This window comes from Halovivax limisalsi, from assembly GCF_023093535.1.
Lineage (GTDB): Archaea > Halobacteriota > Halobacteria > Halobacteriales > Natrialbaceae > Halovivax > Halovivax limisalsi.
The window spans coordinates 1,619,205-1,646,147 of record NZ_CP095757.1 but is presented as its reverse complement, the minus strand read 5'-3'; the positions used below and the strand labels follow the sequence as shown (position 1 = coordinate 1,646,147).

The following is a 26,943-nucleotide window of genomic DNA, read 5'->3' as shown; positions in this document are numbered from 1 at the left end:
CGAGCGAGCGGGCCGACGACTGACCCGGAAAGCGCGGCGCTACGCGCCGCGTGAATACGAGCGGCGAAGCCGCGAGTAAGCCGCGCTTCGCGCGGCTGGCGGGGAAGGAGGAGTGCTTTTCATCAAAGTTTTGCCGAGGGCCAGCTTCGCTGGCCCGCAGCGCAAAAGTTTGGTTTAGAACAGGTGTTCGTCCTCGTCCAAGAGTTTCGCGGGGCCGCCGACGCTCCAGGTGGTGGTCGAGACGCCGGTGTCGGCGACGGCCTCCTCGACGCGGTCGACGTGTTCCTCGGTGGTGTTGACGTAGACGCTGGCGCCGGTGTCCGTCGAGAAGTAGACGGGAATGTCCTCCTCCGCGCGGAGTTCGCGGACTTTGTTGAAGACGGCGAGGGTGGCGGGTTGCCAGTAGACCCAGCCCTCGGGGCCGGTCATGGTGGTGGCGGCGAGGCTCAGCGAGTCGTGCTCGGCGAGTTCGAACGTGCGCTCGAAGTCGTCCTGGCGGAGGGCGGCCTTCATCTCGGCGAGCTGGTCCTGGACGTGGGCGCGGCGCGCGTCGAACATGTGGCTGTCGGCGGCCTCCTCGTGGGCGTCGTCGGTGTCCTTGTGGTAGGGAACCAGCGCGACGACCGTCCGGAGGTCCTCGTGTAGCGAGGTCTGCAGTCGGCGGGCGTGGCAGTCCTCGTCGGTGAGCCCGTGCGTGAGGATGGAGAAGGCGCCGGTGACCGCGCGGGCGGCCGACGAGGAGCCGACGCGGGCGATGGTCGAGATCTCGGCCGTCGAGACGTCGAGTTCGGCCGCTTCCGAGAGCGCCATCGCGGCGGCGGCGAAGCCGGACGACGAGGAACCGAGGCCGACGTTCGACGGGAAGCTGTTTTCGGACTCGATCCGGCAGGGGTAGACGGTGTGGGCGGCGTCGGACATGCCGCGGGCCTTCTCGACGACGCGCTCCAGGCGGTCGAACCCGGTCCCGGTGAGTTCCTCCCCGTCGACGACGTAGGTGTCCTCGTCGTAGTCCATCGAGAACTCGACGGTCGTGCGCGTGTGACTCGGGGCGGTACAGACGCTGATGCTGTCGTGGTAGGGATAGCGCTCCAGGTCGTCCCGCAGCCCGTGATACTTGACGAGCCCCTGGATGGGATGAGCCATCGCCGTCGCTTTCATATCGAGACACGGGAGTGATGGTTGCATAAAGGTCACGGCTTTCGGAGTGGCGACCGGACGACGCAGAAATCCGAGTGGGAGGCGACGATCCGCCGATCGAATCGCTCAAATGGCTGCTCGCGGAAGTCACGGGCGATGGGTGAACCGCGTGGCGACCCGGCGGCGCAGACCGAAACGGTGATCGAGCGACTCGAGGCGGAGTACCCCGATTCGACGATCTCGCTTCGGTACTCCAATCGCCTCGAGTTGCTGATCGCGGTGATCCTCTCGGCGCAGTGTACCGACGAGCGGGTCAACGCCGAGACCGAGCACCTCTTCGAGACCTACCAGTCGGCCGAAGACTACGCGAACGCGCCCCAGGAAGAACTCGCGGACGCGCTCGACTCGATCAACTTCTACAACAACAAGGCGACGTACATCCGCGAGGCCTGCGGGATTATCGTCGACGAGCACGACGGCGAGGTCCCCGATACCATGGAGGAACTGACCGAGCTGCCGGGCGTCGGTCGGAAGACCGCCAACGTCGTGCTCCAGCACGGCCACGACGTGGTCGAGGGGATCGTCGTCGACACGCACGTGCAGCGACTGACCCGACGGCTCGCCATTACGGAGGAAGAACGCCCGGAAGCCATCGAACAGGATCTGCTCGACGTCGTCCCCGAAGGCTACTGGGTGCAGTTCACGCACCTGTTGATCGACCACGGCCGGGCGATCTGCACGGCGCGAAATCCGGAGTGTGACGAGTGCGTGCTCGCGGACGTCTGTCCGTCCGAGAAGGGCGACAGCGCAATCGATCTGGCCTCGGGCGAACCCTGGGCGTGACACCCTCCCGGCCGAAGCCGTCCGCGACTTCCGCACATCGCTGTACGCCGGGACCGATCGGGGGACGACCGAAATCGCGATCGTCGCAGCCGCCGCGGATCGCCACTATACCGTCCGTTCGGGGCGCCTGCTCCCGGTATTCGATACCGAGAGCACCTTGCAAGCCCAAGCCCTTTTCACCCGACGACGGTAGCCCAGACTCGGTGGTCCCAATGGTCGACGAGAACAACGAACACGGGCTCGACGAGCATCCGGCCGCGGCCGACGAGGAGCGCGAGGACGCGGACGAGGACGACGAACTTCGCGCCGAACAGCAGGACGCCGAGGAGCGAGCGCAGGAGGCGGACCGGCGCCAGGACGTCGAACACGCGTCCCAGGAACGCGAAGGCGACGCACTCGAACAGGAGAATCCCGACTATCACCGGGACGAGCCGCCGGAGGAAAGTTAACCGGGCAGGGATCCATCTCGGGTCGCATCGGCACTGCCATCACGTATCGGTAGTCACCGCGCCGACACGCTTCTCGCGGGAACTGAAGCTTTTTCACGCCGGTCTGTGACCGGGGAGGTATGCAGGAGACGCTTGCCGAGTGGCGTCCGGCCATCGACGAGGCCATCGCGGGGGTGTTGGCACGCGAGATCGACGATGCCTACCTCGAGTCCTACTTCGGCGAGCCCACGTACGAGTACGATCCCGAGGGAATTCAGCGCGCCCTGGCCGATCCGATCTGGGAGCTGCTGGATCGCGGCGGGAAGCGCTGGCGAGCCGTGCTCTTTCTGGTCTTCGTCGAGGCGTTCGGGGAGGACCCCGAGGACTACCTCCCGTACGCGACGATCCCGGAGATACTGCACAACGGGACGATCATCGTCGACGACGTCGAGGACGAAGCCGAGACGCGCCGGGGTGAACCCGCGTTACACCACCGCTACGGTCGGGACGTCGCGCTCAACGCCGGCAACGCGATGTACTTCATCCCGCTGAAGATACTCACGCACAACCCGGGCGAGTTACCGCCGGAGCGTCGGCTCGCGGCCTACGAGATGCTCATGCACGAACTCAATCGCACCCACCTCGGCCAGGGGATGGACATCCACTGGCACAACGAGCGCGACGTCCGGATCTCGCGCGAGCAGTACCTCGAGATGTGCGCGTGCAAGACGGGCTGTCTGGGTCGGATCGTCGCTCGCCTGGCCGCCATCGTCACCGACCAGCCGGCCGAGGTCGAACGCCACGTCGCCGCGTACGCCGAGACGATCGCCGTCGCCTTCCAGATCGGCGACGACGTCCTCGACGTCGAGCACTCGCTGGGGCGCGCGGGCGACTTCGGAAAGGCCTTCGGCAACGACATCCGCGAGGGCAAGAAGACGCTGCTCGTCTTACACGCCACCGAGAAGAGCGATCCCGCGGACGCGGACCGACTGACCGACATCATCGCCGCCGACGAGAACACCGACGCGGAGATTCACGAGGCCCTCGAGATCCTGGAGGCTGCGGGGAGCATCGAGTTTGCGAAAGAGCGAGCGCGGTCGCTCTCCGACGAGGCGATCGCGCACGTCGACGCCCTCGACATCGACCCCGACGCGGCCGAGCAGTTGCGCTCGTTCGCCCGGTTCGTCGTCGAGCGCGACGCCTGAGTCGAGACGACGTTCGCGAACTCCGGATACAGACTGTACAATCGACGAGAAGCAACAATATAATGGATACAGTAGCTTAATTAAATCGGGTTCGGGGGAGAGCCGTTACGTTGTGCTGCTTACGTGGCAGTACAATAGCCGTCTAGAAATTTCAACGAGGCAAGAACGGATAAGGCGATACCGAATATCCAAGCCGCGCTGGACGTCTGGAAAGCAAGGAGCCAAATGGCGAATCCGAAGATAGAGGCGAGCAAACACATACCGAAGAAGCGCCGATCCGATAGGGACCCCATAAATTCGGTTTATGCATTAAGCGTTCCTCCGCTACGGACCGCCGAGAGCCCGATTCGATTATCGGCAGCGAACTGCAACAGTGCCAGGTCAGTCGCAACGACGGCCCATGCGTCTAGTTCGAATCTGTCGTCGTCGCGTCTCGATCAGTCCTCGCTCACCTGCGCTTGAATGTCCTCGACGACCTCGGGGTTGCGAAGCGTCGACGTGTCCCCCAGATCCCCGCCGGAGGCGATGTCCTCCAGGAGGCGGCGCATGATCTTGCCCGAGCGGGTCTTCGGGAGTTCCGGCGTGAAGACGACCGCCTCGGGCCGGGCGATCGGGCCGATGGCGTCCTCGACGCCTTCGATCACCCGCTCGCGCATCGATTCGGTCGGCTCCTGGCCGTCTTCGAGGATGACGTAGGCGTAGACGGCCTCGCCCTTCACGTCGTGACTGGCACCGACGACGGCGGCCTCGGCGACGCCCGGGACGCCGACGATCGCGCTCTCGATCTCCATGGTGCCCAGCCGGTGGCCGGAGACGTTGAGGACGTCGTCAACGCGACCGAGGACGGTGATGAAGCCGTCGTCGTCGATCTTGGCGCCGTCCTCGGGGAAGTAGACCCACTCGTCCGCGTCGGGGTCCGAGTACTCGCGCCAGTACTCGTCGAGGAAGCGATCGTCGTTGTCGTAGAGGGTGCGGAGCATACCCGGCCAGGGGCGCTGGACGGTGAGGTAGCCGGCATCACCTGCATCGACCGGGTCGCCGTCGCCGTCGACGACCTGCGCGTCGATGCCGGGCAGCGGCGGGCCGGCCGAGCCGGGTTTCATTGTGTCGACGCCGGGGAGCGTCGTCACCATCATGCCGCCGGTCTCGGTCTGCCACCAGGTGTCGACGATCGGGCAGGATTCGCCGCCGATATGTTTGTAGTACCACTTCCAGGCCCGCGGGTTGATCGGCTCGCCGACGGTGCCGAGCAGTCGGAGCGAGGAGAGGTCGTGGCGCTCGGGATACTCCGTCCCCCACTTCATGAACGAGCGGATGGCGGTGGGCGCGGTGTAGAAGATGTCGACTCGATTTGTCTCGATCAGTTCCCAGAGGCGGTCGCGCTCGGGGTAGTCCGGCGTCCCCTCGTACATCATCGTCGTCGTACCCAGCGCGAGGGGACCGTAGACGATGTAGGAGTGGCCGGTGATCCAGCCGATGTCCGCGGCGCACCAGTAGGTGTCCTCGGGCTCGACGTCGAGAACCGCCTGGCTCGTCCAGGCGGTGTAGGCGAGGTAGCCGCCCGTCGTGTGCTTGACGCCCTTCGGCTCGCCGGTGGTGCCCGAGGTGTACATCAGGAAGAGCATGTCCTCGGCGTCGCGCGAGACCGGTTCGACCGTCGCGCCCTCGCGGTCCGCGACGAGGTCGTCGTAGTCGTGGGCGCGCTCGCCGAGGAAGTGGGTGAGTTCGTCGCCGAGCCGGTCGACGACGACCGTCTCGACGTCGTGATCGACGCCGCGGAGGCCCTCGTCGGCCTTCTCCTTGTGGTTCAGCGGGTCGCCGCGGCGGTAGTAGCCGTCGCAGGTGACGAGATACTCGCTCTCCGCGGCGTTCATCCGCGTCGCCAGCGCGTCCGCGGAGAACCCGGCGAAGACGACCGAGTGGGGTGCGCCGATGCGCGCACACGCGAGCATCGCGATCGGCAGTTCGGGGATCATCGGCAGGTAGAGGGTGACGACGTCGTCCGCCTCGACGCCGAGATCCCGGAGAGTCGCCGCGAACGCCTCGACCTCGTTCAGGAGGTCGCCGTACGTGTAGGTGCGCGTCTCGCCGAGTTCGCCCTCCCACTTGATGGCCGCCTGGTTCTTCGCGCCGTTCTCGACGTGGCGGTCGAGGCAGTTCGCCGACGCGTTGAGCCGGCCGCCGGTGAACCACTCGTAGAAGGGGGCGTCGCTCTCGTCGAGGACGGCGTCGTAGGGCTCGTCCCAGGTGAGGAGATCGGCCGCCTCCGTCCAGCAATCGGGCCACTCCTCGGCGAATCGCTCCCGAATGCCCTCGTCGCTGACGTTCGCCTGCTCGACGAACGATTCCGGGGGGTCGAATGATTCCTGTTCTTCGAGCCGGGCCTCGAGATCGACCGCGGGATCGTCACTCATGGTCGCGTCAAACTTCACCGATGGGCCGGATAAACATTCTCACTCCCGTCGAATTCTGGTCGTCGAGTCGGTCGCAGGGCGCCGATCGGTTCGGTCGGGTCGGGACGCCGTTTACAAGGCGAGCGGGCGAAGTGAGCGCACGATCGGATGACGGGCGAGGAGATGCGCCGCCGGGAGGAAGACGGAAGCGGACGGAGCGGCGACGCCGTCGAGACTCCCGCCGCGGTCGTCCGGACCGCCGCCGGGGACCGATCGCCGGGCCGCGCGCTGGACGTCGCGACGGGCCGCGGGCGGAACGCGATCTTCCTCGCCGAACGCGGGTGGACCGTCGACGCGATCGACATCTCGCGCGCGATGCTCGACCCCGCTCGGGAACGCGCGAGCGCTCGCGGCGTCTCGGTCGAGTGGATCCTCGCCGACGCCGACCGCTATTGCGTCCGGAGCGCGACGTACGACCTCGTCGCGATAAGCTTCTTCGACGCGCGCGATCGCCTCGACGGGATCGTCGACGGGCTTCGCCCCGGCGGCGCCCTCTGCTACGAGCACCACCTCGTCGCGAGCGACGCGAGGTCCGGACCCGGCGCTCGGTATCGCTTCGAACGCGGAGAGCTGCGAGCGGCGGTCGACGAGCTGATCGTCGAGCGCTACGACGAGGATGCGGACGAGCGGCGCGTCGAACTGATCGCGCGAGCCCCCGACGAGTGATTCGCGGGACGGAGACCAGACCGCAAGCCCCGTCGCCCGAACGCGAACGACTAACTCGCTCCCGCCGAGACGGTCCGGCGATGGCTACGCTCGAACGATTGCGCGTCTACCCGGTGAAAGCGCTCGACGGAATCGACGTCGAGTCGTCGCGGTTCACCCCCGGCGGCACGCTCGAGTCGGACCGCGAGTTCGCGCTGTTCGACGCCGACGGCGACGTCGTCAACGGAAAACGGACGCCGGCCGTCCACGACCTCGGGACGGCGTTCGATCCCGACACGTACGCGCTCGCGGTCGAATCGCCGGACGGGACGCGGCGACAGTTCGACCTCGACGCGGAGTCCGGCCGTCGCGACGCCGAGGCGTGGTTCGGGGCGTACTTCGACCTCGAGATCTCACTCGAGCGCGACGAAGCGAACGGCTACGTCGATCGCCGCTCGATGGGCCCGTCCGTGATCAGCACGGCCACGCTTGCGACCGTCGCGGACTGGTTCGACGAACTCTCCGTCGAGAGCGTCCGCCGACGCATGCGAGCCAATATCGAGATCGGCGGCGTCGAGCCGTTCTGGGAGGATCGCTTCGTCGGCGCGGACGCGCCCGCCTTCGAAATCGGCGGCGTCAGGTTCGACGGCGTGAAGCCGTGCGGTCGCTGCGTCGTCCCGCAACGCGATCCGGACACGGGTGCCGAGACGCCGGAGTTTCGCGAGCGGTTCGTCCGAAAGCGCCGGGAGACGTTCCCCGAGTGGGCCGACGAGACGGCGTTCGAGCACTTCTACACCCTGATGACGATCACGACCGTGCCGGAGACCGACCGTGACGAGATGCTTCGTGTCGGGGACGACGTGTCGATCGTCGAGTAAGGAATCCCGTTTCGTCGGTGGCCCCGATTCACCCGGCGTCGACCTTACGCGAGGCCGATCTGCTCGGTGTAGGAGCCGTGGACGTCCTCGAAGACCTGCATGATCTCGCCCATCGTCGCGTAGGCCTTCACGGCGTCGACGATGTAGGGGATGGTGTTCTCGTCGTTGTCGATCGCATCGCGGAGCGCGTCGAGCGTCTCGTCCACGGCGGCGTCGTCGCGTTCGTCCTTGACCTCGGCGAGGCGATCGAGCTGGCGCTCCTTCGCGGCTTCCTCGTCGACGTGCAGCAGGTCGGGGCTGGTGTCTTCCTCCAGGGTGTACTCGTTGACGCCCACGACGACCTCCTCGCCGCGCTCGACGCGCTCCTGGTACTCGTAGGAGGCCTCCTGGATCTCCCGGAGGAAGAAGCCGTCGTCGATCCCCTGGAGGATGCCGTCGCGCACCGAGCCGTCGCCCAGCTCCTTGATCTCCTCGATGTAGGCCATCGCCTTCTTCTCGACCTCGTTGGTGAGGCTCTCGACGGCGAAGGACCCGCCCAGCGGGTCGACGATGTCGGCGACGCCGGATTCCTCGGCGATGATCTGCTGGGTGCGCAGCGAGACGCGGACGGCCTCCTCGCTCGGCAGCGCCAGCGCCTCGTCGAAGCTGTTGGTGTGGAGGCTCTGGGTGCCGCCCATGACGCCGGCCAGCGCCTGGATCGTCACGCGGACGACGTTGTTGAGCGGCTGCTGGGCGGTCAGCGACTGCCCCGCTGTCTGGGTGTGGAATTTCAGGCGCTTCGACTCCGCCTTCTCGGCGTCGTACCACTCGTCCATCACGCGGGCGTAGATGCGCCGCGCGGCGCGGAACTTCGCGACCTCCTCGAAGAAGGAGTTGTGACAGTTGAAGAAAAAGGAGAGTCTGGGGGCGAAGTCGTCGACGTCGAGCCCGCGGTCCATCGCGTCCTCGACGTAGCCGAAGCCGTCCGCCAGGGTGAACGCGAGTTCCTGGACCGCCGTCGAACCGGCCTCGCGGATGTGATAGCCCGAGACCGAGATCGGGTGGAACTTCGGCGTCTCCTGCGCGCTGAACTCGACGACGTCCGTCACCAGGTCGAGGGATGGTTCGGGCGGGATCGTCCACTCCTTCTGCGCGATGAACTCCTTGAACATGTCGTTCTGGAGGGTTCCGCGGATCTCCTCGCGCGGGACGCCCTGTTGATCGGCCAGCGCGACGTACATCGCGTAGATCACCGGCGCCGAGGGGTTGATCGTAAAGCTCGTCGAGACCTCGTCGAGGTCGATGCCGTCGAAGAGGATCTCCATGTCCCGCAGGGTGTCGACCGCGACGCCCTCCTTGCCGACCTCGCCCTCGCTCATCCGGTGATCCGAATCCAGCCCCATCAGGGAGGGCATGTCGAAGGCCGTCGAGAGCCCCGTCTGGCCCTGCTCGATCAGGTAGTGAAAGCGCTCGTTAGTCTCCTCGGCCGTCCCGAAGCCGGCGAACTGGCGCATCGTCCAGGTCCGACCCCGGTACATCGTCGGGTACGGGCCGCGGGTGTAGGGTTCCTCGCCCGGGAAGCCGAGATCCGCGTCGTAGTCGAGGTCGGCCACGTCATCGGGCGTGTAGAGCCGGTCGACCTCGAGGTTCGAGACCGACGCGAAGCGATCCTTGCGCTCGCCGAATCGCTCGAGTACGGGGTCGAGCGTCTCGCTCTCCCACCGGGATCGGCCCTCCCGAATGTCGGAGAGTTCCTCCTCGTCGTACATGCGCCGAGATTACACCGGAATCGACATTAGCCTTCGGGAACCGCGTCGTGCAGGAAACCGTTTCCGAGGCCGGACGCCCGACCGATCTGACCAGCCCGGAGTCTCGACGTGAGGTCCGGACGGCGGACGAATGCACTTCCGATCAGTGAGCGCTTGACGGGAACGTTCGGTTACCGGGTACTGCCGCTCGCGTGTCGACCCTGCTGCCGCGAGCGGCCGGTTACCAGCCCTCGTTCTCGGAGATATCGAGACGCCCGGTCGCCGGCGAGGCCGCGTCGTACTTGTCGCCAAAGTGGAAGGCCACCAGCTCGTTCGCAGTACACTCCGTTATCACGGGATTGTATTCCGGCCTCCTGCCCTGGCTCAGGCTGGACCCGTCACATTCTGTATCCGGGATTTGGGGTTCGTAGTCTTGCCACTCGTTGGCATATCCCGTGACCATGATGGACGCTTGTAGACGATCAAACAGCGGATTCCACGTTTCACCGAACCCGTGGTCAAGCTTCGCGCCAGTATCGCTCGTCGTGTGATATGTCATGCAGTGGATCGCTTCGTGAACCGCAAAGTTGTAACCCGCATCCGACCCGAGATCGATTACGGGTATATGGTTTGAGTTGACGTAGCAATGGGCGTTCGTACCATCCGAGTCGGCATTGTACAGCTTTCCGTCGGCGTAGCCAGCAGACAGATCAGTGCTCGAGGTCAGACACACGTTGAGCGAGTCCGGCGTGTCGGTATAGTCCGGATACTGGTCCGCCACGTCGTCAATATCGCCGATCGGATCGAAATCCGCAAATCCCGTCTGGTCTAGTACCTCGACGCTGTCGACGTACGGCATCCACGTCTCGAGCCACACGCCGAAGTCGTCGAGTCCCTCGATGGCACCCTCGTGATAGTCGTGCGTCGGATCGGTGCCTTCGTCCGTCCGAATACGGATCGTGAGCTCCCTGTACTCCCTCGAATCGTTCTCGTGGCTGTCGGCAGTTGCCGTGCCAGACGCGGCCGCTCCGACTACCGCAGCCGCACCGACCGTTTTCAGAAGCGTACGCCGTTGCATTGCGAAATAAAATCCACGGAACAAGTACTTATTTCCTTGGCATATAGTACATACAAATGTTAAGATGAATAGTATATAATTAAATCGACGGCATGCACCAGTGATAGAGCGGTCTGTTCTTGCTCCGCTCTCGGCGAACCGTGATCGGTGAGCGGAACAGGGACGGACGCACGACGCCGAACCACACGCCGGGGAGTAAGGATATTCGGCAGTCGCTCGGCTGCGCGCCGACGAGATCGAGTTCAGTAGTGACCCATCACGCCGAGTCGACGAGCCCGCCGGACGCACAGCTGGAAGACGAAGTAGCCACCGAAGAGGTAGCCGACGCCGGTGCCGACGAGGATGAAGATATCGCCGACCCTGAACGAGAGCAGCGTCGTCCCCTCGGTCATCGAGCGCTGGAGCAGCCCGCTGCCCGCCGAGAGCGGGAGGAGGTCGATCGCCCAGTGGACGTCCGTCGCTGGTGCGGCGATGAGGCCGATGAAGGCGAACTGCACCAATTGCTGGACGTTCTCGATGCGCTTGTACAGCAACGAGAGCCCGGCGACGACGAAGCCGAGCCCCAGAACCGAACAGATGGCCAGTCCCGTCACGACAGTCACGGTCAGGGGGTCGACCGTCAGCGTCCGCCCCGTCGTCACCAGCATGACGACGAGCAGGACGAACGCGACGGCGACGCTCCAGAGCACGTTCCAGACCGACTTGACGGCCATCACCCGCCCGATGCCGTGGGGCGACATGAACAGCTGTTCGAGCGTGCCCCACTGGGCCTCGCGCTGGACGTTCCGGGCCGTCCCGAAGAACGCCGCGAGCGTCGCGGTAAACAGGAAGAAGCCGACGACGAGCCCGTCGAGCGAGCCCTCGATGGCGGGCCCGGCCACGGCCTGGCCCCCGTAGAAGATGATCGCGAAGAAGACGTAGGAGGTGACGAGCATGGTCGCCGTGTTGATCCAGTAGCGCCTGAGCAGGATGACCTGCTTCTCGAACACGGCCGCGGTGAGGCGGCGGAGCGACGCCGCGCTGGAACGGGGCTCGGCTCCGCCATCGCCGGGCCCACCAGGCTCCCCGCTCATCGACTTGCACCCCCGTTCCCGGACGCATCAACGGCGTCGCTCCCCTCGATCGGATCCGCCGTCCCGTCGGTCACTTCCAGGAAGATCTCCTCCAAATCGGGTTCGAGCAGGTCGACCGAGCGGAAGGTCGCATCGGAGGCCTCGATCGTCGACAGCATGCCGTGAAACTCGGCGCCCCGGACGGTTCGCGCGTCGAACTGCGTCGTCCCGTTGCGTTCGACCCACTCCGTCGCGCCGACGTCCGCCTCCAGCGCGGCCTTCGTCTCGCGCGAGAGCGCCCCGTCGAGGCGAACCCGGTAGGCCTGCGTCCGAAACACCGACCGGAGGTCCTCGATCGAGTCGTCCGCGACGATCCGCCCCTCGTTCATGATGACGACGCGGTCGCAGACGGCCTCGATGACGTCCATGTCGTGACTCGAGATGATCACCGTGCGGTCCTCCTCGTCGACGAGCGTCCGCAGCTCTCGGCGCAGGTCGAGCGAACTCTCGACGTCGAGGCCCAGCGTGGGTTCGTCGAGAAAGACGACCGGCGTGTCGCGGACGAGCGTACACGCAAGCGACGTCTTTTGTTTCATCCCGCGGGAGAGTTCGTTGACCGTCGCGTCGGCCTTCTCGGTCAGTCCCACCTGCTCGATCAGCGCGTCGATACGCGCGGGATCGGCCGGTCGGTCGGCGAGCCGGGCGAAGTACCGGACGTTCTCCCGGACCGTGAGGCGCCAGTAGACGTTCCGGGCGCCTTCCAGCATCGCTGCGACCGCGCGATAGCCCCGCCGGGGCGACTCGAGGACGTCGACGCCGTCGATGCGCGCCTCGCCAGCGTCGGGCAGGATCAACCCCAGCAGGAGCTTGATCGTCGTGGTCTTGCCCGCCCCGTTCGGGCCGAGGATCCCGACCGCGCTGGCGCGCTCGATCTCGAGGTCGACGCCCTCGACCGCCGTCACGGCTTCCTCGCCGCTGCCGTACGTCTTGGTGAGATCGCGCGCCCGGACGACGGGATCGGCGGTCGGCGCGGTCGAATCGCGACGGCGGCCGTCGTGGGACCCATCCCCATCACGACCGTCGGCGTCAGCCGGTTCGGACCGGTTCTCGACGGCGTCGTCCACGGCGGTGACGGATCCGCTCCGCCCGTCGACCCGGTCCGAGACACTGGGGTCGCTCATTCGAGCGAACCGACGAGTGGTTGCCTCATAATCATTTTCAACTCGCCCGTGCGTCGCTCGGTTATCGGTCCGGTCGACCACTGCACCACTCCGCTCACCGTAAAAGCCGGCCGTTCGCCGCGGCGTCACTCCTCGCCGGACGAGCCGTCGGCCTGCAACCGCTTGGTCGTCTCGACGAGCGGGTGGCGGGCGTAGTCGACGACCTCGATGTCCTCGAGCGACGAGAGTCCCTCCTTGCGCGCGGTGCGGGCCATCCCGAGGTCGATCGGCTCGGCCGTCTCGATCACGTATGCGTCCATCTCGTCGATGTCGAGGCGGTCGGCCGCGAGAACGCGGTGGTGGCCGTCGGCGAGCAGGAGGGTTCCCGCGTTGTCGATGACGACGAGCGGTTCGGCAAGCCCGTGTTCGAGTTCGTAGCGTCGACCCTCGAGTTCGTCGGCGTAGACCCGCCCCTGCGTCGGGATGAGGTCCACCAGCGGCACCGTCCGTCGCGTCTGCTCGAAGTCGACGCCGTGGATGTTCGAGAGCGTTCGGATGAGCTTTCCCACCTTCTCCGGCGTCGCGCGCTCGATCTGGCTGCGGATGACGTCCGCGTTCGAGATGATGCCGACGAGGTTGCCCGCGTCGTCGACCACCGGCAGCTTCTGGATGCCCGACCGGAGGATGACGCGGGCCGCGTCGGTCACCTTCATCTCCGGGTGCGCGACGATGAGGTCCGTCGTCATCACCTTCCAGATCGGCTCGTCGTCCGCGGCGAGGAGCAGATCGCGCGCGCTGATGAACCCCTCGACGCGACGGCGCTCGCAGACGGGATAGCCGCTGTGGTTGTCGCTCTCGGCGATGCGCCGGGCCACGTCGGCGACCCCGGCGTCCGGCGAGACGGTCACGACGTCCTGGGTCATGTACTCGCCCACCTGGGGCTTGTTTCCACGCCACGCCTCGTCCATACGTACGACCTCGTTCCCGGATGACAAAAGGGTGCGCTTCTGCGGTCGGGTCGGGCGCCGTAGCGCCGCCGTCGATCAGCCACGCAGGTGACGCTCCCGGGCGACCGTCAGTCCCGACCGGCCTCGAAGAGGATCTCGCTCTCGCGATCGTACGAGGCGACGGGCGCACCCGGCTGACTCTCGATCGCCTCGACGAAGCGTTTCTCGACGACCTCCTCGACGGCCGTGAGGATCCGATCGGTCCGTCCGGCGGCGTCGACGTCGCCGCCCTCGAGTTCGCCGAGGACGCCGATCTCGAGCTGGGCGCCGGCCATGTCGCTGTGGCCGCCGGCGCTACCGATCGGCTCGAAGGCGTCGCGGATCACCTCGCCGAGATCGAGATTCCGGTCGCGCGAGCGCGCGGAGCAGAACACCATCTCGTCGAGCATCCCGAAGACGAGGGTCGTCGCGACGCCCTCGATCGAGAGGAGTCGGTCGGCGGCCTGGGGAAGCGCGTCGCGACTCGCGATCTGACCGGCGCTCGCGACGATGACGTCGTCGTAGCGCACCCGTCGTTTGATCGCCCGGGCGATCGTGTCGAGCGTCTCGCCGTCGATCGTCGGCTGTTCGATCCGTTCGAGGACGTCCGCGTCCGCGTGGGGCCGAAGCGTCGCGGCCGCCTCGAAGTCGAGCGACGACGTCTCCCGCGTGAAGTCGTTCGTGTCGACCCGAATGCCGTAGAGCAACGCCGTCGCCGTCCGCCCGTCGAACGCGACGCCGGATTTGTCCACGTACTCCGCCATCACCGTGCTCGTCGCCCCGACGGCCGTCCGGAGGTCGACGAACCGCCCGGCGACCGGACCGCGCGGCGGGTGGTGATCGATGACGATGTCGACGTCCCGATCGGGCGCCAGCCCGTCGTTGACCCCCGGGCGTGAGTGATCGACCAGCGCGATCGACCCGTACTCGTCGATATCGTCCGACTCGTCGACGCGCTCGATGTCGAGATCGAGCAGGTTGACCATCGCCCGATTCTCCTGGTGGGAGATCTCGCCGAAGTAACACGCCTGCGCCTCGACGTCGAGGGCCTCGGCCAGGTCGACGAGTGCGACCGCGCTCGCGATCGCGTCGGGATCCGGGTTGTCGTGGGTCACGACGGCGAGCGGCCCGTCGAGCGACAGCAGGGCCGCACGGAGCCGCCTGGCGGTCTCCGCCTCCGGGCTCGCCGCCCGGTCGAGCACCCGGGCCGAAAGCGCCCCCGCCGGTTCGACGACGTCGTCGGCGACCGCAGACAGCCGCTCCCAGGCGTCCGGCGTGAGATTGCCGCCGGCGTACGCCAGCAGGATCGCGTCCGGAAACTGTGCGCGTGCGGCCTCGGCCGCCTCGACGTTCCGATCCGTCCGGTCGCCGGCGACGATCACCGTGCGCGGCGGTTCGTACGCGGCGAGCGTCGTCCGATCCGTCGGATCGCCCGTCTGGGCGGCGATCCCCGCGTCCCGGAGGCGTTCGACCGTCGCCGGCTCGTCCACGAGGCAGGTGACGGCGTCGAGCGACTGCAGCATCGTCGCTCCCACGTCACCACACCCGAGGACGAGCCGCCGTGCCATGCCCGCGGCTTCGACCCTGTCGCGTAAAAGACAACCGGCTCTCGCCCGGAATCGGTCGCTTGCAGCCGGAGTTACCGCAGGATCGAGCCGGCCGCGTCGATCGCGGCCTCGCCAACCGGCCCGAAGCCGGGCAGGATGACGACCGTCATGACGGCCGCGACGAGGATGGCCGCGTAGAGGCCGACCGGCTGGGCCAGCGGCTCGCGCTCGGTGATCGGCTCGTCGATCCAGACGGCCTTGACCAGCCGCAGGTAGACGTACAGCGAGAGAGCGCTGTTGATCACGAGCGCGGCCGCGAGCACGATCATGCCCGACTCCAGCGCGCCGGCGTAGAGCAGGTACTTGCTCCAGAAGCCAGACAGCGGCGGGACGCCGGCCAGGCTGAACATGAAGACGGTGAGGGCGACGCTGGCGACCGGCGCCGACCGGCCCAGCCCGTTGTAGTCGGCGAACGTGCGGCCGACCCCCCAGTGTTCGGCCAGCGCGACGAAGAGGAACGCGCCCGTGTTCATGAAGGCGTAGACGAGCAGGTGGGCGAACGCCGCCCCGACGACGAGGTCGCCGGCGCCCGCTCCCACGCCCGCCAGCCCGATGAGGGCGTAGCCCGCGTGGCCGACCGAGGAGTACGCGAGCATCCGCTTGACGTTCTCCTGGACGGCCGCGGCGAAGGTTCCGACCGTCATCGTCACCACCGCCAGCGCCGCGAAGACCAGCGGCCAGTCGAAGCCGACGACGCTCGCGGTCGAGTTGACCGGGAACGCCTCGATGAAGACGCGGAACGCGACGACGAAGCCGGCGGCCTTCGACGCCGAGGAGAGGAAGGCCGCGATCGGCGCCGGCGCACCCTCGTAGGCCTCCGGCGCCCAGAAGTGGAACGGAACGCTCGCCATCTTGAACGCGATGCCGCCGAGCACCAGCAGCAGGCCGACGCCGAGCAAGCCGTCGAACGCCGTCACGTCGTGGGCGGCTCCGGTGACCGGGTGCTGGCCGGTCCGGCCGGTGAGGACGTCCGCGATCAGGTCCAGCCGCAGCGCGCCCGTCGCCGCGTAGACGAGGCTGATGCCGAAGACGAAGATCGCCGAGGAGAGCGCGCCGATCAGGAAGTACTTCAGCCCCGCCTCGACGCTGCCGCGGTTGTCCTTGAGGATGGCCACCAGCGCGTACGACGGCAGGCTCGCGAGTTCGAACGCCAGGAAGACCGTCACGAGGCTGTTGGCCGCGGCCATCGTCGCCATCCCGGTCGCCGCCAGCAACAGCAGCGAGTAGTACTCGGCCTGGTAGGCGTGGCCCTCCATGTAGTCGTAGCTCGCGATCGCGACGAGCGCGGTCACGATCGCGGTGACCACCATGAAGAAGAGCGCGAGCTGGTCGACGACGAGCTGAGCGTCGAACATCGTCAGCTCGCCGAGGCCGCCCGGCTCGGGCGCGCCGACCCCGGCGAGCAGGAACCAGAGACCGATCCCGAGCCCTGCCAGTGCGCCGCCGGCGGTCGTCCCCGCGAGCAGCGAGCGATCGACCGCGTCCGGCCGGATCGTATCGAGCGCGAAGACGACGAACGCGGCCGCTCCGAGCGCGAACACCGGCGCCAGCGCGGCCCAGTCGGGCAACTGGATCGGATCGATGACGGGCGCGCTCACGCGCCATCACCTCCGGATGCGGCCACGCCGGTCCCGTCGGCCGCGTACAGGTCCACGATCGGATCGGCCGCGTCGGTGATACGATCGAAGATGGTCTCCGGCGCCACGCCGAGGACGACGATCAGCCCCAGCAGGATCAGCATCGGCGCGATGTCGTGGACCGGCGCCCGACCGATCTCGTAGTCGGTCTCGAGCGCGTAGGGCCCGAACAGACTGCGCTGCATCGCAAAGAGCAGGTAGCCCGCGACGATCACGATGCCGAACATCGCGATCGCGGTGAAGAGGGGCGCGTAGGCGAGCAGGTCGGAGCCGAAGGCGCCGTAGAAGATCGAGAACTCGGCGAAGAAGCCGCTCATCAGCGGCAGACCCATGTATCCGAACGCGCCGGCGACGAAGATCCAGACGGCGACGGGCATCTTCTGTGCCAGCCCGGACATGTCGGTGACCATCCGGGTGTGGGTCGCGTTGTAGACGACGCCGACGGCCATGAACATGAGTCCGGAGATGAGGCCGTGACTCACCATCTGGAAGGTGGCGCCGCTGACGCCGAACTGCGTCGCTGCAACGAGTCCCAGGATAACGTACCCCATCGAGGAGACCGAGGAGTAGGCCACGATCCGCTTGAGGTCCGTCTGGGCGAGCGCGAGCAGCGCTCCGTAGATGACGCTGATCCCGGCGATCGCGGCGATCGGGATCGCGAACGCTTCGACTTGCTCGGGGAACATCGTGAAGTTGAACCGGAGCAGGGCGTAGGTCCCCATCTTCAGCAAGACGCCCGCCAGCAGCACCGACGCCGGCGTCGGCGCCTCGACGTGGGCGTCGGGCAGCCAGGTGTGGAACGGGACGACGGGCACCTTGACGGCGAAGCCGAGGAACAGCGCCACGAAGATGATCGAGGCGAGCAATGGCGCCTCGATGCCGTAGGCGTTGCCCACGAGGCCGCCGTCGTGGAACGCCTGCGTGATCTCGGGCAACGAGAAGCTACTCACGTCGCCCCCCATACCGAAGACGAAGGCGACGAAGGCGCCGAACAGCACGAGCGAGGCGACGTTCGTGTAGACGAAGAACTTCACCGCCGCGTACTTCCGGCGCGGCCCGCCCCAGATCCCGATCAGCAGGTACATCGGGATGAGGACGGCCTCCCAGAAGATGAACCAGAGGAAGAAGTCCAGCGCGACGAAGACGCCGAGCAGGTTCGCCTCGATGAACAGCACGAGGCCGTAGAACTGGGACTCGCGCTCGTCGATCGGCGTCCACGACGAGAGGATCGCGAGCGTCGTCAGCACGGTCGTCAGCACGACCAGCGGCAGGCTGATGCCGTCGAGGCCGACGAACCACGAGACGTCGTACTGGCCGAGGCTGAACCACGTCGCCTGCGACTCGAACGCCAGGTCGCCGCCGAGCAGGGCGTTCCCGCTGCCGTCGAAGGCGGCGAACAGCCACAGCGAGATCCCCGCGGGCAGCAGGCTGACGAGCAGGGCCAGTTTGCCGGCGATGCGATTCGGTGCCAGGAACGTGACGGCCGCGCCTGCGAAGGCGACCGCGAGGAGCAACTCGATCATCATAGGAACCACCCTCCGACGAAGCCGAAGGTTACCAGTATCGCGAGCAGGCCGAGGACGATCAGGGCGGCGTAGTTGGTCACGAGCCCCGACTGGAGCCGGCGCACGCGACCGCCGCCGAACAGACTCACCGCGCTGACGCCGTTTACGACGCCGTCGATGGCCGTCTGGTCGAAGCGGTCGGTGAGTCGCGCCGTCGGCAGGGTCACGTCACGCGCGAGCCAGACCTGATACTCGTCCTGGTAGTAGTTCGCCGCGACAACGTCGCGAACGCGGCCGAGGCGTTCGGTGTGACGACGCGGTTCGGGCGCGTGATACAACGTCCAGGCGAGGGCGGCCCCGCCCAGCGCCAGTCCCAGCGAGAGGACCGCGCTCAGGAGCACCGTCCCCTCCGGCCCGCCGACGTACTCGTGACCGTAGTGGACGGCGTCGCCGTAGGCGTGATACGTCAGCTCCGAGAACGCGCCGACGCCCTGACCGTCGAGCCACCGCTCGAGGTACGCGACGTCGAGCCCGAGGAGTTCCTCGAGCGGTTTGAGGTTCATGAGGCCGCCGATCGTCGCCAGCACGCCGAGGACGACCAGCGGAACCTTCGCCGGAATGCCGATCGCGTGGGGAGACTCCGCTTCGTCGGTACGGGGTTCGCCGTGGAACGTGAGCAACACCATCCGGATGGTGTAGAAGCCGGTGAAGAAGACGGCCACCAGCCCCATCGCGTACGCGGCGAGGATGAGCGGCTCGGAGAGGCCGACGATCAGGGCGTCGTAGAGCACCTCGTCCTTCGACCAGAAGCCGCTGAACGGGATGATGCCCGCGAGCGCGAGCGAGCCCGCCAGGAACGCGTAGTAGGTGACGGGCATGCGATCCTTGAGCCCGCCCATCTCCCACATGTCCTGCTCGTGGTGCATCGCGATGATGACCGCGCCGGCGCCGAGGAACAGCAGCGCCTTGAAGATCGCGTGGTTGAACAGGTGGAAGACGCCGGCGACGTAGCCGCCGACGCCGAGTGCCAGCATCATGTAGCCGTACTGCGAGATCGTCGAGTACGCGAGCACCTGTTTGATGTCGTCCTTGACACAGCCCATCGTCGCGGCGAACAGCGCCGTGAAGCCGCCGACGAACGCGATGATGGCAAGCGCCGTCGGGCTCTGGGCGTAGAAGCCGAACATCCGCGCGACGAGGTAGACGCCGGCGGCGACCATCGTCGCCGCGTGGATGAGCGCCGAGACCGGCGTCGGACCCTCCATCGCGTCCGGGAGCCAGGTGTGAAGCGGGAACTGCGCCGACTTGCCGATGACGCCGCCGAGCACCAGCAACCCGGCGACCGTCACCCAGGTTTCCGCGCCCAGGCCGCCGGGGATCGAGGCGTCGCCGGTGCCGGCGATGGCCGCCTCGGCCGCCGCGACGAACGAGTCGTCGCCGGCGAAGCCCAGCGTGCCGAACGAGGCGGCGATGGCGACGACCCCGAGCAGGAAGAAGTAGTCCCCGAAGCGCGTGACGAGGAACGCCTTCTTCGCGGCGGACGGCGCAGAGCGGGTCTCGTGCCAGAAGCCGATGAGGATCCACGAGCACAGCCCGACGAGCTCGAAGAAGATGAACGCCATCAGCAGGTTGTCGGCGATCACGAACGCGAGCATGCTGAACGTAAAGAGGCCCAGCCCGGCGTAGTACCGGGGCAGGCCGGTCTCGCCCTCGGCGTTCATGTAGCTCAGACTGAAGACGTGGACGAGGAAGGCGATCAGCGAGACCACGACGAGCATCCCGACCGACAGCGGATCGAGTAGCGCGCCGAAGTGGAACGTAATCGCGTCGGTCTCGACCCACGTGTACAGCACCTCGTCGACCGGATCCGAGCCCACGAGGGCGAACGCCATCACGACCGAGAGAACGAGCGACCCGCCCGTGGCCGCGATGCCGGGAATGGCACCGCCTTTCGGCAGGTGCCGACCGAACAGCAGGGTCACGGCGAACGCGACGAGCGGGAACAGGACGATCGCGGGCGCGTAGCTGAACAGTCCCTCCATCTTACCACCTCATCGTCGTCGGCGTCGTGACGTCGATCGTTCCGAAGTTGCGGTGCAACACCATGATGATGCCGAGCCCGACCGCGACCTCCGCGGCCGCGAGCCCGAGGACGAACAGGGTGAACACCTGCCCCGTGAGCGTCCCGTAGTACGCCGAGACCGCGACAAGATTGACGGCGGCCGCGTTCACCATCAGCTCGACGGACATCAGGAACATGAGCGCGTTCCGCCGGGTCAGGATGCCGAACAGACCGATGCAGAACAGTCCGGCCGACAGCAGGAGGTAGTACTGCAATCCGATCACGCCGCGTCACCTCCGTTCTCCCCGCCGGTGGTACCGCCAGGGCCGCCCTCGGCGGCCGCCGCGTCGGACGCGCCGGCCTCGGTGGGCCGCGTCCCCCCGTCCGTCGCCGCGGCCGATTCGCCGGACGCTCCGGCCCCGGTCGCGGCGTCGTCGACGGTGGCCCTCGTATCGGACGCGTCGAACGACGCGGGAAGCGTCGACTCGCCCGCATCCTCGCGCTTCGCGAGGACGATCGAGGCGTCGAGCGCGGCGTCTAAGACGACCGCGATCAGGATGAAGGCGACGAGGAACGGCTCGGTGTCGGGAACGCCCCGGCTCGCCTGTAGTCCCTCGAGATCGAACAGCGAGTAGCCGATCGCGGCGGTGATCGAGACGTCGTCGTAGCCGGTCATCGCGCCGAAGTCGGTTCCGAGGACGACCAGCGCGAGGAACGCGAACAGGGCGACGGCCAGCAGGCCGGGGACGAGCCGGCCCCCCAGCGGAACGAGTCGCGGGCGCGTCATCGGCCCGCCACCTCCGCGTCCTCGCCGGGCGCCTCGCTGGCGTCGACCTTCGTCAACATGACGACGAACGAGATCAGGACGAGCACGCCGCCGACGTAGACCAGCACCTGGATGACGGCGACGAACTCCGCCGTGAGCATGACGTAGTGGGCCGCGACCGAGAGCAGGGAGACGCCCAGCATGAGCGCCGAGTGCCAGGGGTCTTGCAGCAGGACGACGCCGGCGGCGCTCGACAGCGTGATCGCGGCGAAGAGCGCGAACGCGGCTTCCTGCATCATTGGTAATCCACCTCCCCCTCGCCCTCGCCGACCCAGCCCGACCGATCCGGCTCCCTGGCTTCGAGCGGGTCGATGTCCTTGTACCAGGGGACGCCCTTGAGCTGTTCTTTGTTGTAGACGAACTCGTCTTTCGTGTCGGCCGTGAACTCGAAGTTCTGGGTCAGGAGGATGGCGTCGGTCGGGCAGACCTCCTCGCAGAGCCGACAGTAGACGCACTGGCCGATGTGGAGGTTGTACTGCTCGCCGTTTCGCTGGTCGTCCATCACGATCTGGATGGTGTCGTTCGGACAGACCTTCTCGCACTGGCGACACCAGATGCAGCGCTCCTGGCTGAACTTGTGGACCCCGCGGAATCGCGGCGAGACCTTCGGCGTCTCGTCCGGGTAGGCCACCGTGTACACTTCGCCGTCCAGCGCGTGCTTCATCGTCGTCCCGAGTGATTTGAGCAGTCCGATCATACGAAGAACACCCCCACGATCAGGGCCGTCAGCAGCAGGTTCGCGAACGAGGCCACGAGCATGCCCTTCCAGCCGATCTCGATCAGCTGGTCGATGCGCACGCGGGGCATCGCCGTCCGGAACCACTGGGTCAGCAGGAAGAAGGCGACGACCTTGAGCAGGAACCAACCGACGCCCAGTATCGCCGGTCCCGGCCCGGCTGGGCCGCCGAGGAAGAGCGTCGCCACGATGGCGCCGCTCAGGAAGATGTGCAGGAACTCCGAGAGGTAGACGAGGACGAAGTAGACGCTCGAGTACTCCGTCTGGTAGCCGGCGACGATCTCGGTCGGCGCCTCCGGCGTGTCGAACGGATTTCGGCCCACCTCGGCCATCGCCGCCGCGATGAAGAGGACGAACGCGAACGGATTGACGAACGCGAACCAGCCGGGGATCGAGACCGGCCCGAGCTGGACCAGCGTCTCGGCCTGAACCGCGACGATCTCCGAGAGCTGGAGCGTGCCGGTGTAGAGGATGACCGACGCGCCGGTCACGATCAGCGGGATCTCGTAGGCGAGGTTCTGCGCGGTCGCGCGCAACCCGCCCATCAGCGAGTACTTGTTGTTCGAGGAGTAGCCCGCGAGCATCATGCCGAGCGTCGCGAGCGACGCGACGGCGAAGACGAAGAGGATGCCGACCTCCGGATCCGCCAGCTGAATCCCGTTCCCGAGCGGGATCACGGCGAAGCCGAACATCGCCGAGAAGACCATGATGATCGGCGCGATGTCCCACGCTGGCCGATCGACGCCCTCGGGGATGATGAGTTCCTTCGAGATCAGCTGGAACGCCGCGGCGGGGATGATGAGGATCCCCCAGGGACCGTGCTCGGTGATTGCGTACCGATCGGAGAAGTCCGCGAAGATCTTTCGCTTGCCCCAGGGGCCGGCGAATGCGGCCATCACGAGCAGCACGTTCGCGATCACGAACGCGCCGATGAACGAGGCGATCAGCGTGCCGAGCAGGCCGAAGCCGTCGAGCCCGAGCAGGTCGCCGATCGCGTCGGGAAAGGGGATCGCCGTACCCGGTGTGAGCGGAGCCGCCGTGGCGCCCATTACCGGTCCACCTCCCCGAGGATGACGTCGATGCTACCGAGCGTCGCGATCAGGTCGGCCACGTACTCGCCGTTTGCCGCCTCGCCGAGGGCCTGCAGATTGCTGAAACACGGGCTGCGAATCTTGAAGCGGGCGGGTTTGTCCGTGCCGTCCGAGCGGATGTAGATGCCGAGTTCGCCCTTCGCGCCCTCGACGGCCCGATACACCTCCTGATCGGCGTCGGGCTTGAGCGTGCGCGGCACGTTCGACTGGATCTCGCGCTCGTCGTCCGGCCAGTCTTCTAAGATGTCGACGCACTGCTCGACGATCCGCGCGGACTCCTCGAGCTCTCGCATGCGCACGAGGATGCGCGCGTAGTTGTCACAGCCGTCCTGGACCGCGACGTCCCAGTCGAGCTCCTCGTAGTAGCCGTAGGGGTCGTCCCGGCGGACGTCGTAGTCGATACCCGAGCCGCGGGCGACGGGACCGGTGACGCCGTAGCTCTTGGCCGTCTCGGGGTCGAGGTGGCCCGTATCGATGCACCGCAGCTGGAAGATCTCGTTCTCGGCCATCAGGTTGTGGTACTCGTCGACCGAGCCCTCGAAGCTCTCGAGGAAGGTCCGGATCGACTCGAAGAACTCCTCGCGGGGCTCCGGAATGTCCCAGACGACCCCGCCGAGTCGGAAGTAGTTGAACATCATCCGCTGGCCGGTGAGATCTTCGAGGATGTTGAGGACGTCCTCGCGATCCTGCCAGGCGTACTGGAAGGTCACCGTGAAGTCGCCGATGACGTCCAGGGCGAACGCGCCGATCGAGATCAGGTGGGCGGCGATCCGGCTGAGTTCCGCGCCCATCGTCCGGATCACCTGGGCGTACTCGGGGACCTCGATGTCGGCCATCTCCTCGATCGCCCGCGCGTAGGACCACTCGTTGATGAGGCCGGCCGAGACGTAGTCCCAGCGGTCGGGGTAGGGCATGATCTGGTGGCGGTAGGTGCCCTGCTGGCACATCTGCTCCTCGCAGCGGTGCAGATAGCCGATGTCGGGTTCGACGTCGGCGACCGTCTCCCCGTCGAGCACGGCCTTGAGGTGCAAGACGCCGTGAGTCGCCGGGTGGTGCGGCCCGATGTTGAGGAACATCGTGTCCTGTTCCTCGTCGTGGTGGTGCTCGGCGATCGGATTCGCGTGCTCGGAGAGGCTGACGAGCTGGGGCTTGTCCTGGTCGTAATCGCGCCCGAGCGGGTGGCCCTGCCACGTCTCCGGCAGCAAGATGCGTCTGAGGTCCGGATGTTCGTCGTACTGGATGCCGACGAGGTCGTAGGCCTCCCGCTCGTGCCAGTCCGCGGTGCGGTAGACGGCGTCCGCACTCTGGCTGACCGGCTCGTCCGTGCTCGTCGGCACGACGACGCTGACCTCCTGGGTTCGATCCGCGTACTTCGTCAGGTGGTAGATGCTCTCGTAGCGGTCGTCGTACTCCTGGGCCGTGAGCGAGGAGAGGTGGTCGAAGCCGCCCTCGTCGCGCAGGGTGCGAAGCACCGACTGGACCTCGTCCGGGCGGATGACGACGCCCTGGGCGTTGACGTGGTCCTCCCAGCCGATGGCGCGGTCGCCGATCAGTTCCTCGAGCGTCTCGCGGTCGTCCGTCCGTTCGACGGGCTCTTCTCGCCGTGAAACCTCCAGGCTCACGGCGAGTCACCCCAGTTGTAGCGCATAACTAGCGTCTCCTCGTCGATCTCCTCGGCGAGCGAACGGACCACTTCGTCTCGCTCCAGATCGCCGAACTCCTCGAGTTCGTACGGTTTCACCGTCACCGGGGCGGACTCGCCGTGCTGGACGCGATCCTGGAGTTTGCGGATACCGTAGATCAGCGCCTCCGGCCGCGGCGGGCAGCCGGGGACGTGGATGTCGACGGGGATGATCTCCTCGGCACCCTTGACCACGTTGTACCCCTCCTGGAACGGACCGCCGGAGATCGTACACGATCCCATCCCGACGACGAACTTGGGCTCGGGCATCTGGTCGTAGAGGCGCTTCAGTCGCGGGCCGAACTTCGAGACGATCGTCCCCGGGACGATCAGCAGGTCCGCCTGCCGGGGCGAGGCGCGGGGAACGCCCGTCCCGAAGCGGTCCAGGTCGTGGCCCGGCATGTACGTCCCCATCATCTCGATCGAACAGCACGCGATCCCGAACTGCAGGACGAACATCGACGAACTGCGCGCCCAGTTCAGGAAGGCGTCGAACTTGGTGAGGATGAAGGGGGTCGAACCGAACAGCTCCCGGAGTTTGGAGTTGAACCGATCGTCGACGTCTCCCATCCGGGCCGCCTGCGTTTTCGACGCGACGTCTCTCGGACCGGTCGTATCGTGTATGTCGGAGCTCATTGTTCGAGTGTCGTTTGCCAGTCGGTCGTCTGACTGCGCGCCCAGCTCACGACGCCGTTGCGCCACGCCCAGACCAGCGCGACGACGAGAACGGCGAGAAACGCCAGCATGGGGGCCAGAACGTCGAACGACGAGGCGCCGGCGTTCAGCGCGTCCCGGTAGATGACGACCCAGGGGAAGATGAAGGCCGTCTCGACGTCGAAGACGACGAAGAGGAGCGCGACCATGTAGTACTGAACGTTGAACCGGAACCGCGTTCCGCCGGTCGGAATCTCACCGCTCTCGTAGGTCTGGCGCTTGCCCGGTTCGGGGACGCTCGGCCGAAGGAGGCTCGAAAGGACGATCAAGCCGATCGGCAAGCCGACCCCGACGAGGGCCATCGCACTAATCGCTATCCACGCGGTACTCATCTCGCGTGAGGCTTGGGTACAACCCTATATAAGGATTCTCAAACCCTGAGAGGCGCGTGGGCCGTCTCGCCGTCGACTTTCTACCGGTCCGCCCCGATCGACCGGAGTCCGACCCGCACAATCGTCGGTTACGTGACGCCATTTGCCTCGAACGGGATCGGCTTCCCCGTACGAGACGCCACGCCCGGCCGTTCCGCTCGCGGCGTGAACTAGCGCTTCCTTACTCGTCGCATCCGAGTTGACGGGGGACGACTCGCGGTGTGTTCCCCGAATCGTCGCCCACACGGTACTCGCTACCCACCGGTCACTCCGAACGATCGGCCGCGAACGCCTCGGTTCCCCGATCGTGGAGGTCGCGCGAGACGGCCCCGACACCCTCGCGGAGGGCGTCGTGGTAGGCGACGAGCCGGTCGCGCACCGCGTCGTGCTGGCGCGCGAGGATCTGCGCCGCGGAGAGCGCCGCGTTGAACGACTTGCCGGCGTCGACGGCGACCAGCGGCGCGCCGGTCGGCATCCCGATCACCGAGTCGACGGACTTCTCCTGGACGGGAACGCCGATCACCGGCAACGGATAGGCGATCGAGGCGGTCATGTTCGGCAGGTCGGCGGATTTCCCGCCCGCGCCCGCGATGACGACCTCGAGGCCGCGATCCTCGGCGGTCTCCGCGTACGCGGTCATCAGATCGGGCGTTCGGTGGGCCGAGGTGACGTACGTCTCGAAGGTGAAACGCTCGGCTGGCGGGTCCTCGAAGTCGGTCTGTTCGGCGAACCCGAGTTCCTCGACGAACGCGTCGTACGCGCCGCGACGTCGTCCGCCGGTCATCATCGTCTCGAGGTCGGAGTCGCTGCCCATGACGATGCCCACGTCCGGGGTCTCGGCGGCCGGGCGGTCCTGTTCGGCTTCCGCGCGGAGCCGGTCGATCAACTCGGAAACGGTGCCCTCGCTCATACGGCAGGGTTCAAAGTCGGGCGCCATGAAAGGCGCGGGTTCGGTCGTCACCGCTCGAGATTGTGCGCCCAACTCGAAAGCCGCTCCAATCCGGTATCGGAGCCGGGACCGCCGACGACGGGCGCTGCACGCAGCGATAGCATCGATGCGAGTACCCGGGTCGAAGCAGTTGCTACGTCAGTAACCGCGCGTCTTCGGTCACGATTCGACG

25 protein-coding genes are annotated in these 26,943 nt (G+C 66.8%); 5 read left to right on the top strand and 20 right to left on the bottom strand.

Going from position 1 to position 26,943, the window contains the following annotated elements; genetic code table 11:
- Nucleotides 1-174: 174 nt before the first annotated feature.
- Nucleotides 175-1,158 (bottom strand): phosphomevalonate decarboxylase MvaD, encoded by a 984-nt coding sequence (gene mvaD, locus MXA07_RS07465; RefSeq protein ID WP_247731416.1) that lies wholly within the window; start codon nt 1,156-1,158, stop codon nt 175-177.
- A 135-nt stretch (nt 1,159-1,293) separates the two neighbouring features.
- Between mvaD and nth the strand changes: the two genes are divergently transcribed.
- The 3 genes from nth (at nt 1,294) to MXA07_RS07450 (ending at nt 3,613) form a co-directional block, all read left to right on the top strand.
- Nucleotides 1,294-1,980 (top strand): endonuclease III, encoded by a 687-nt coding sequence (gene nth, locus MXA07_RS07460; RefSeq protein WP_247731415.1) that lies wholly within the window; start codon nt 1,294-1,296, stop codon nt 1,978-1,980.
- Nucleotides 1,981-2,192: 212 nt separating this feature from the next.
- Nucleotides 2,193-2,429: a hypothetical protein gene (locus tag MXA07_RS07455; RefSeq protein ID WP_247731414.1), complete on the top strand. Its 237-nt coding sequence runs from the start codon at nt 2,193-2,195 to the stop codon at nt 2,427-2,429.
- A gap of 119 nt (nt 2,430-2,548) precedes the next feature.
- Nucleotides 2,549-3,613 carry a polyprenyl synthetase family protein gene (locus MXA07_RS07450; RefSeq protein WP_247731413.1) on the top strand — a complete coding sequence of 355 codons (1,065 nt, stop codon included), beginning with the start codon at nt 2,549-2,551 and terminating at the stop codon, nt 3,611-3,613.
- 437 nt (nt 3,614-4,050) lie between these two features.
- Here the strand turns inward: MXA07_RS07450 and acs are convergent, their stop codons facing one another.
- Complete coding sequence (acs, locus tag MXA07_RS07445; RefSeq protein ID WP_247731412.1) at nt 4,051-6,027, bottom strand: acetate--CoA ligase; 1,977 nt, start codon at nt 6,025-6,027, stop codon at nt 4,051-4,053.
- Nucleotides 6,028-6,174: 147 nt separating this feature from the next.
- Here acs and MXA07_RS07440 point away from each other — a divergent pair, with 147 nt between their 5' ends.
- Entirely contained in the window at nt 6,175-6,732 is a 558-nt protein-coding gene (locus MXA07_RS07440; protein WP_247731411.1) for a class I SAM-dependent methyltransferase, read from the top strand.
- A gap of 80 nt (nt 6,733-6,812) precedes the next feature.
- Nucleotides 6,813-7,589 (top strand): MOSC domain-containing protein, encoded by a 777-nt coding sequence (locus tag MXA07_RS07435; protein WP_247731410.1) that lies wholly within the window; start codon nt 6,813-6,815, stop codon nt 7,587-7,589.
- Nucleotides 7,590-7,633: 44 nt separating this feature from the next.
- Here the strand turns inward: MXA07_RS07435 and MXA07_RS07430 are convergent, their stop codons facing one another.
- The 18 genes from MXA07_RS07430 to MXA07_RS07345 form a co-directional block, all read right to left on the bottom strand.
- Entirely contained in the window at nt 7,634-9,337 is a 1,704-nt protein-coding gene (locus MXA07_RS07430) for an acyl-CoA mutase large subunit family protein (protein ID WP_247731409.1), read from the bottom strand.
- A 220-nt stretch (nt 9,338-9,557) separates the two neighbouring features.
- A complete protein-coding gene (locus tag MXA07_RS07425; protein ID WP_247731408.1) occupies nt 9,558-10,394 on the bottom strand; it encodes a hypothetical protein in 837 nt (278 codons plus the stop codon).
- Nucleotides 10,395-10,636: 242 nt separating this feature from the next.
- Nucleotides 10,637-11,467, bottom strand: coding sequence for an ABC transporter permease (locus MXA07_RS07420; protein ID WP_247731407.1), 831 nt, complete (start codon nt 11,465-11,467; stop codon nt 10,637-10,639).
- On the bottom strand, nt 11,464-12,627 hold the full coding sequence (locus MXA07_RS07415; RefSeq protein ID WP_247731406.1) for an ABC transporter ATP-binding protein: 1,164 nt from the start codon (nt 12,625-12,627) through the stop codon (nt 11,464-11,466). Before MXA07_RS07415 ends, MXA07_RS07420 begins: the two co-directional genes overlap by 4 nt.
- Nucleotides 12,628-12,752: 125 nt before the next feature.
- A complete protein-coding gene (locus MXA07_RS07410; RefSeq protein WP_247731405.1) occupies nt 12,753-13,574 on the bottom strand; it encodes a CBS domain-containing protein in 822 nt (273 codons plus the stop codon).
- Between the two features lie 107 nt (nt 13,575-13,681).
- Nucleotides 13,682-15,160, bottom strand: a complete 1,479-nt coding sequence (locus tag MXA07_RS07405; RefSeq protein WP_247731404.1) for a DHH family phosphoesterase — start codon at nt 15,158-15,160, stop codon at nt 13,682-13,684.
- Between the two features lie 71 nt (nt 15,161-15,231).
- A complete protein-coding gene (locus MXA07_RS07400; RefSeq protein ID WP_247731724.1) occupies nt 15,232-16,782 on the bottom strand; it encodes an NADH-quinone oxidoreductase subunit N in 1,551 nt (516 codons plus the stop codon).
- Nucleotides 16,783-16,793: 11 nt separating this feature from the next.
- A complete protein-coding gene (locus tag MXA07_RS07395; RefSeq protein ID WP_247731403.1) occupies nt 16,794-18,362 on the bottom strand; it encodes a complex I subunit 4 family protein in 1,569 nt (522 codons plus the stop codon).
- Nucleotides 18,359-20,383 (bottom strand): NADH-quinone oxidoreductase subunit L, encoded by a 2,025-nt coding sequence (gene nuoL, locus MXA07_RS07390; protein WP_247731402.1) that lies wholly within the window; start codon nt 20,381-20,383, stop codon nt 18,359-18,361. The genes MXA07_RS07395 and nuoL overlap by 4 nt, the downstream gene beginning before the upstream one ends.
- A 1-nt stretch (nt 20,384) precedes the next feature.
- Nucleotides 20,385-20,687 (bottom strand): NADH-quinone oxidoreductase subunit NuoK, encoded by a 303-nt coding sequence (gene nuoK / locus MXA07_RS07385; protein ID WP_282102545.1) that lies wholly within the window; start codon nt 20,685-20,687, stop codon nt 20,385-20,387.
- Nucleotides 20,684-21,190, bottom strand: a complete 507-nt coding sequence (locus tag MXA07_RS07380) for a hypothetical protein (RefSeq protein ID WP_247731401.1) — start codon at nt 21,188-21,190, stop codon at nt 20,684-20,686. Before MXA07_RS07380 ends, nuoK begins: the two co-directional genes overlap by 4 nt.
- Nucleotides 21,187-21,468, bottom strand: coding sequence for an NADH-quinone oxidoreductase subunit J (locus MXA07_RS07375; RefSeq protein ID WP_247731400.1), 282 nt, complete (start codon nt 21,466-21,468; stop codon nt 21,187-21,189). Before MXA07_RS07375 ends, MXA07_RS07380 begins: the two co-directional genes overlap by 4 nt.
- Nucleotides 21,465-21,926: a NuoI/complex I 23 kDa subunit family protein gene (locus MXA07_RS07370; protein ID WP_247731399.1), complete on the bottom strand. Its 462-nt coding sequence runs from the start codon at nt 21,924-21,926 to the stop codon at nt 21,465-21,467. Before MXA07_RS07370 ends, MXA07_RS07375 begins: the two co-directional genes overlap by 4 nt.
- Complete coding sequence (locus MXA07_RS07365; RefSeq protein ID WP_247731398.1) at nt 21,923-23,014, bottom strand: complex I subunit 1/NuoH family protein; 1,092 nt, start codon at nt 23,012-23,014, stop codon at nt 21,923-21,925. The genes MXA07_RS07370 and MXA07_RS07365 overlap by 4 nt, the downstream gene beginning before the upstream one ends.
- Nucleotides 23,014-24,678: an NADH-quinone oxidoreductase subunit D gene (locus MXA07_RS07360; RefSeq protein ID WP_247731397.1), complete on the bottom strand. Its 1,665-nt coding sequence runs from the start codon at nt 24,676-24,678 to the stop codon at nt 23,014-23,016. Before MXA07_RS07360 ends, MXA07_RS07365 begins: the two co-directional genes overlap by 1 nt.
- Nucleotides 24,675-25,373: an NADH-quinone oxidoreductase subunit B gene (locus tag MXA07_RS07355; protein ID WP_247731396.1), complete on the bottom strand. Its 699-nt coding sequence runs from the start codon at nt 25,371-25,373 to the stop codon at nt 24,675-24,677. The genes MXA07_RS07360 and MXA07_RS07355 overlap by 4 nt, the downstream gene beginning before the upstream one ends.
- Nucleotides 25,370-25,783, bottom strand: coding sequence for an NADH-quinone oxidoreductase subunit A (locus tag MXA07_RS07350; protein WP_247731395.1), 414 nt, complete (start codon nt 25,781-25,783; stop codon nt 25,370-25,372). Before MXA07_RS07350 ends, MXA07_RS07355 begins: the two co-directional genes overlap by 4 nt.
- A gap of 304 nt (nt 25,784-26,087) precedes the next feature.
- Entirely contained in the window at nt 26,088-26,732 is a 645-nt protein-coding gene (locus MXA07_RS07345; protein ID WP_247731394.1) for an AIR carboxylase family protein, read from the bottom strand.
- Nucleotides 26,733-26,943 lie beyond the last annotated feature (211 nt).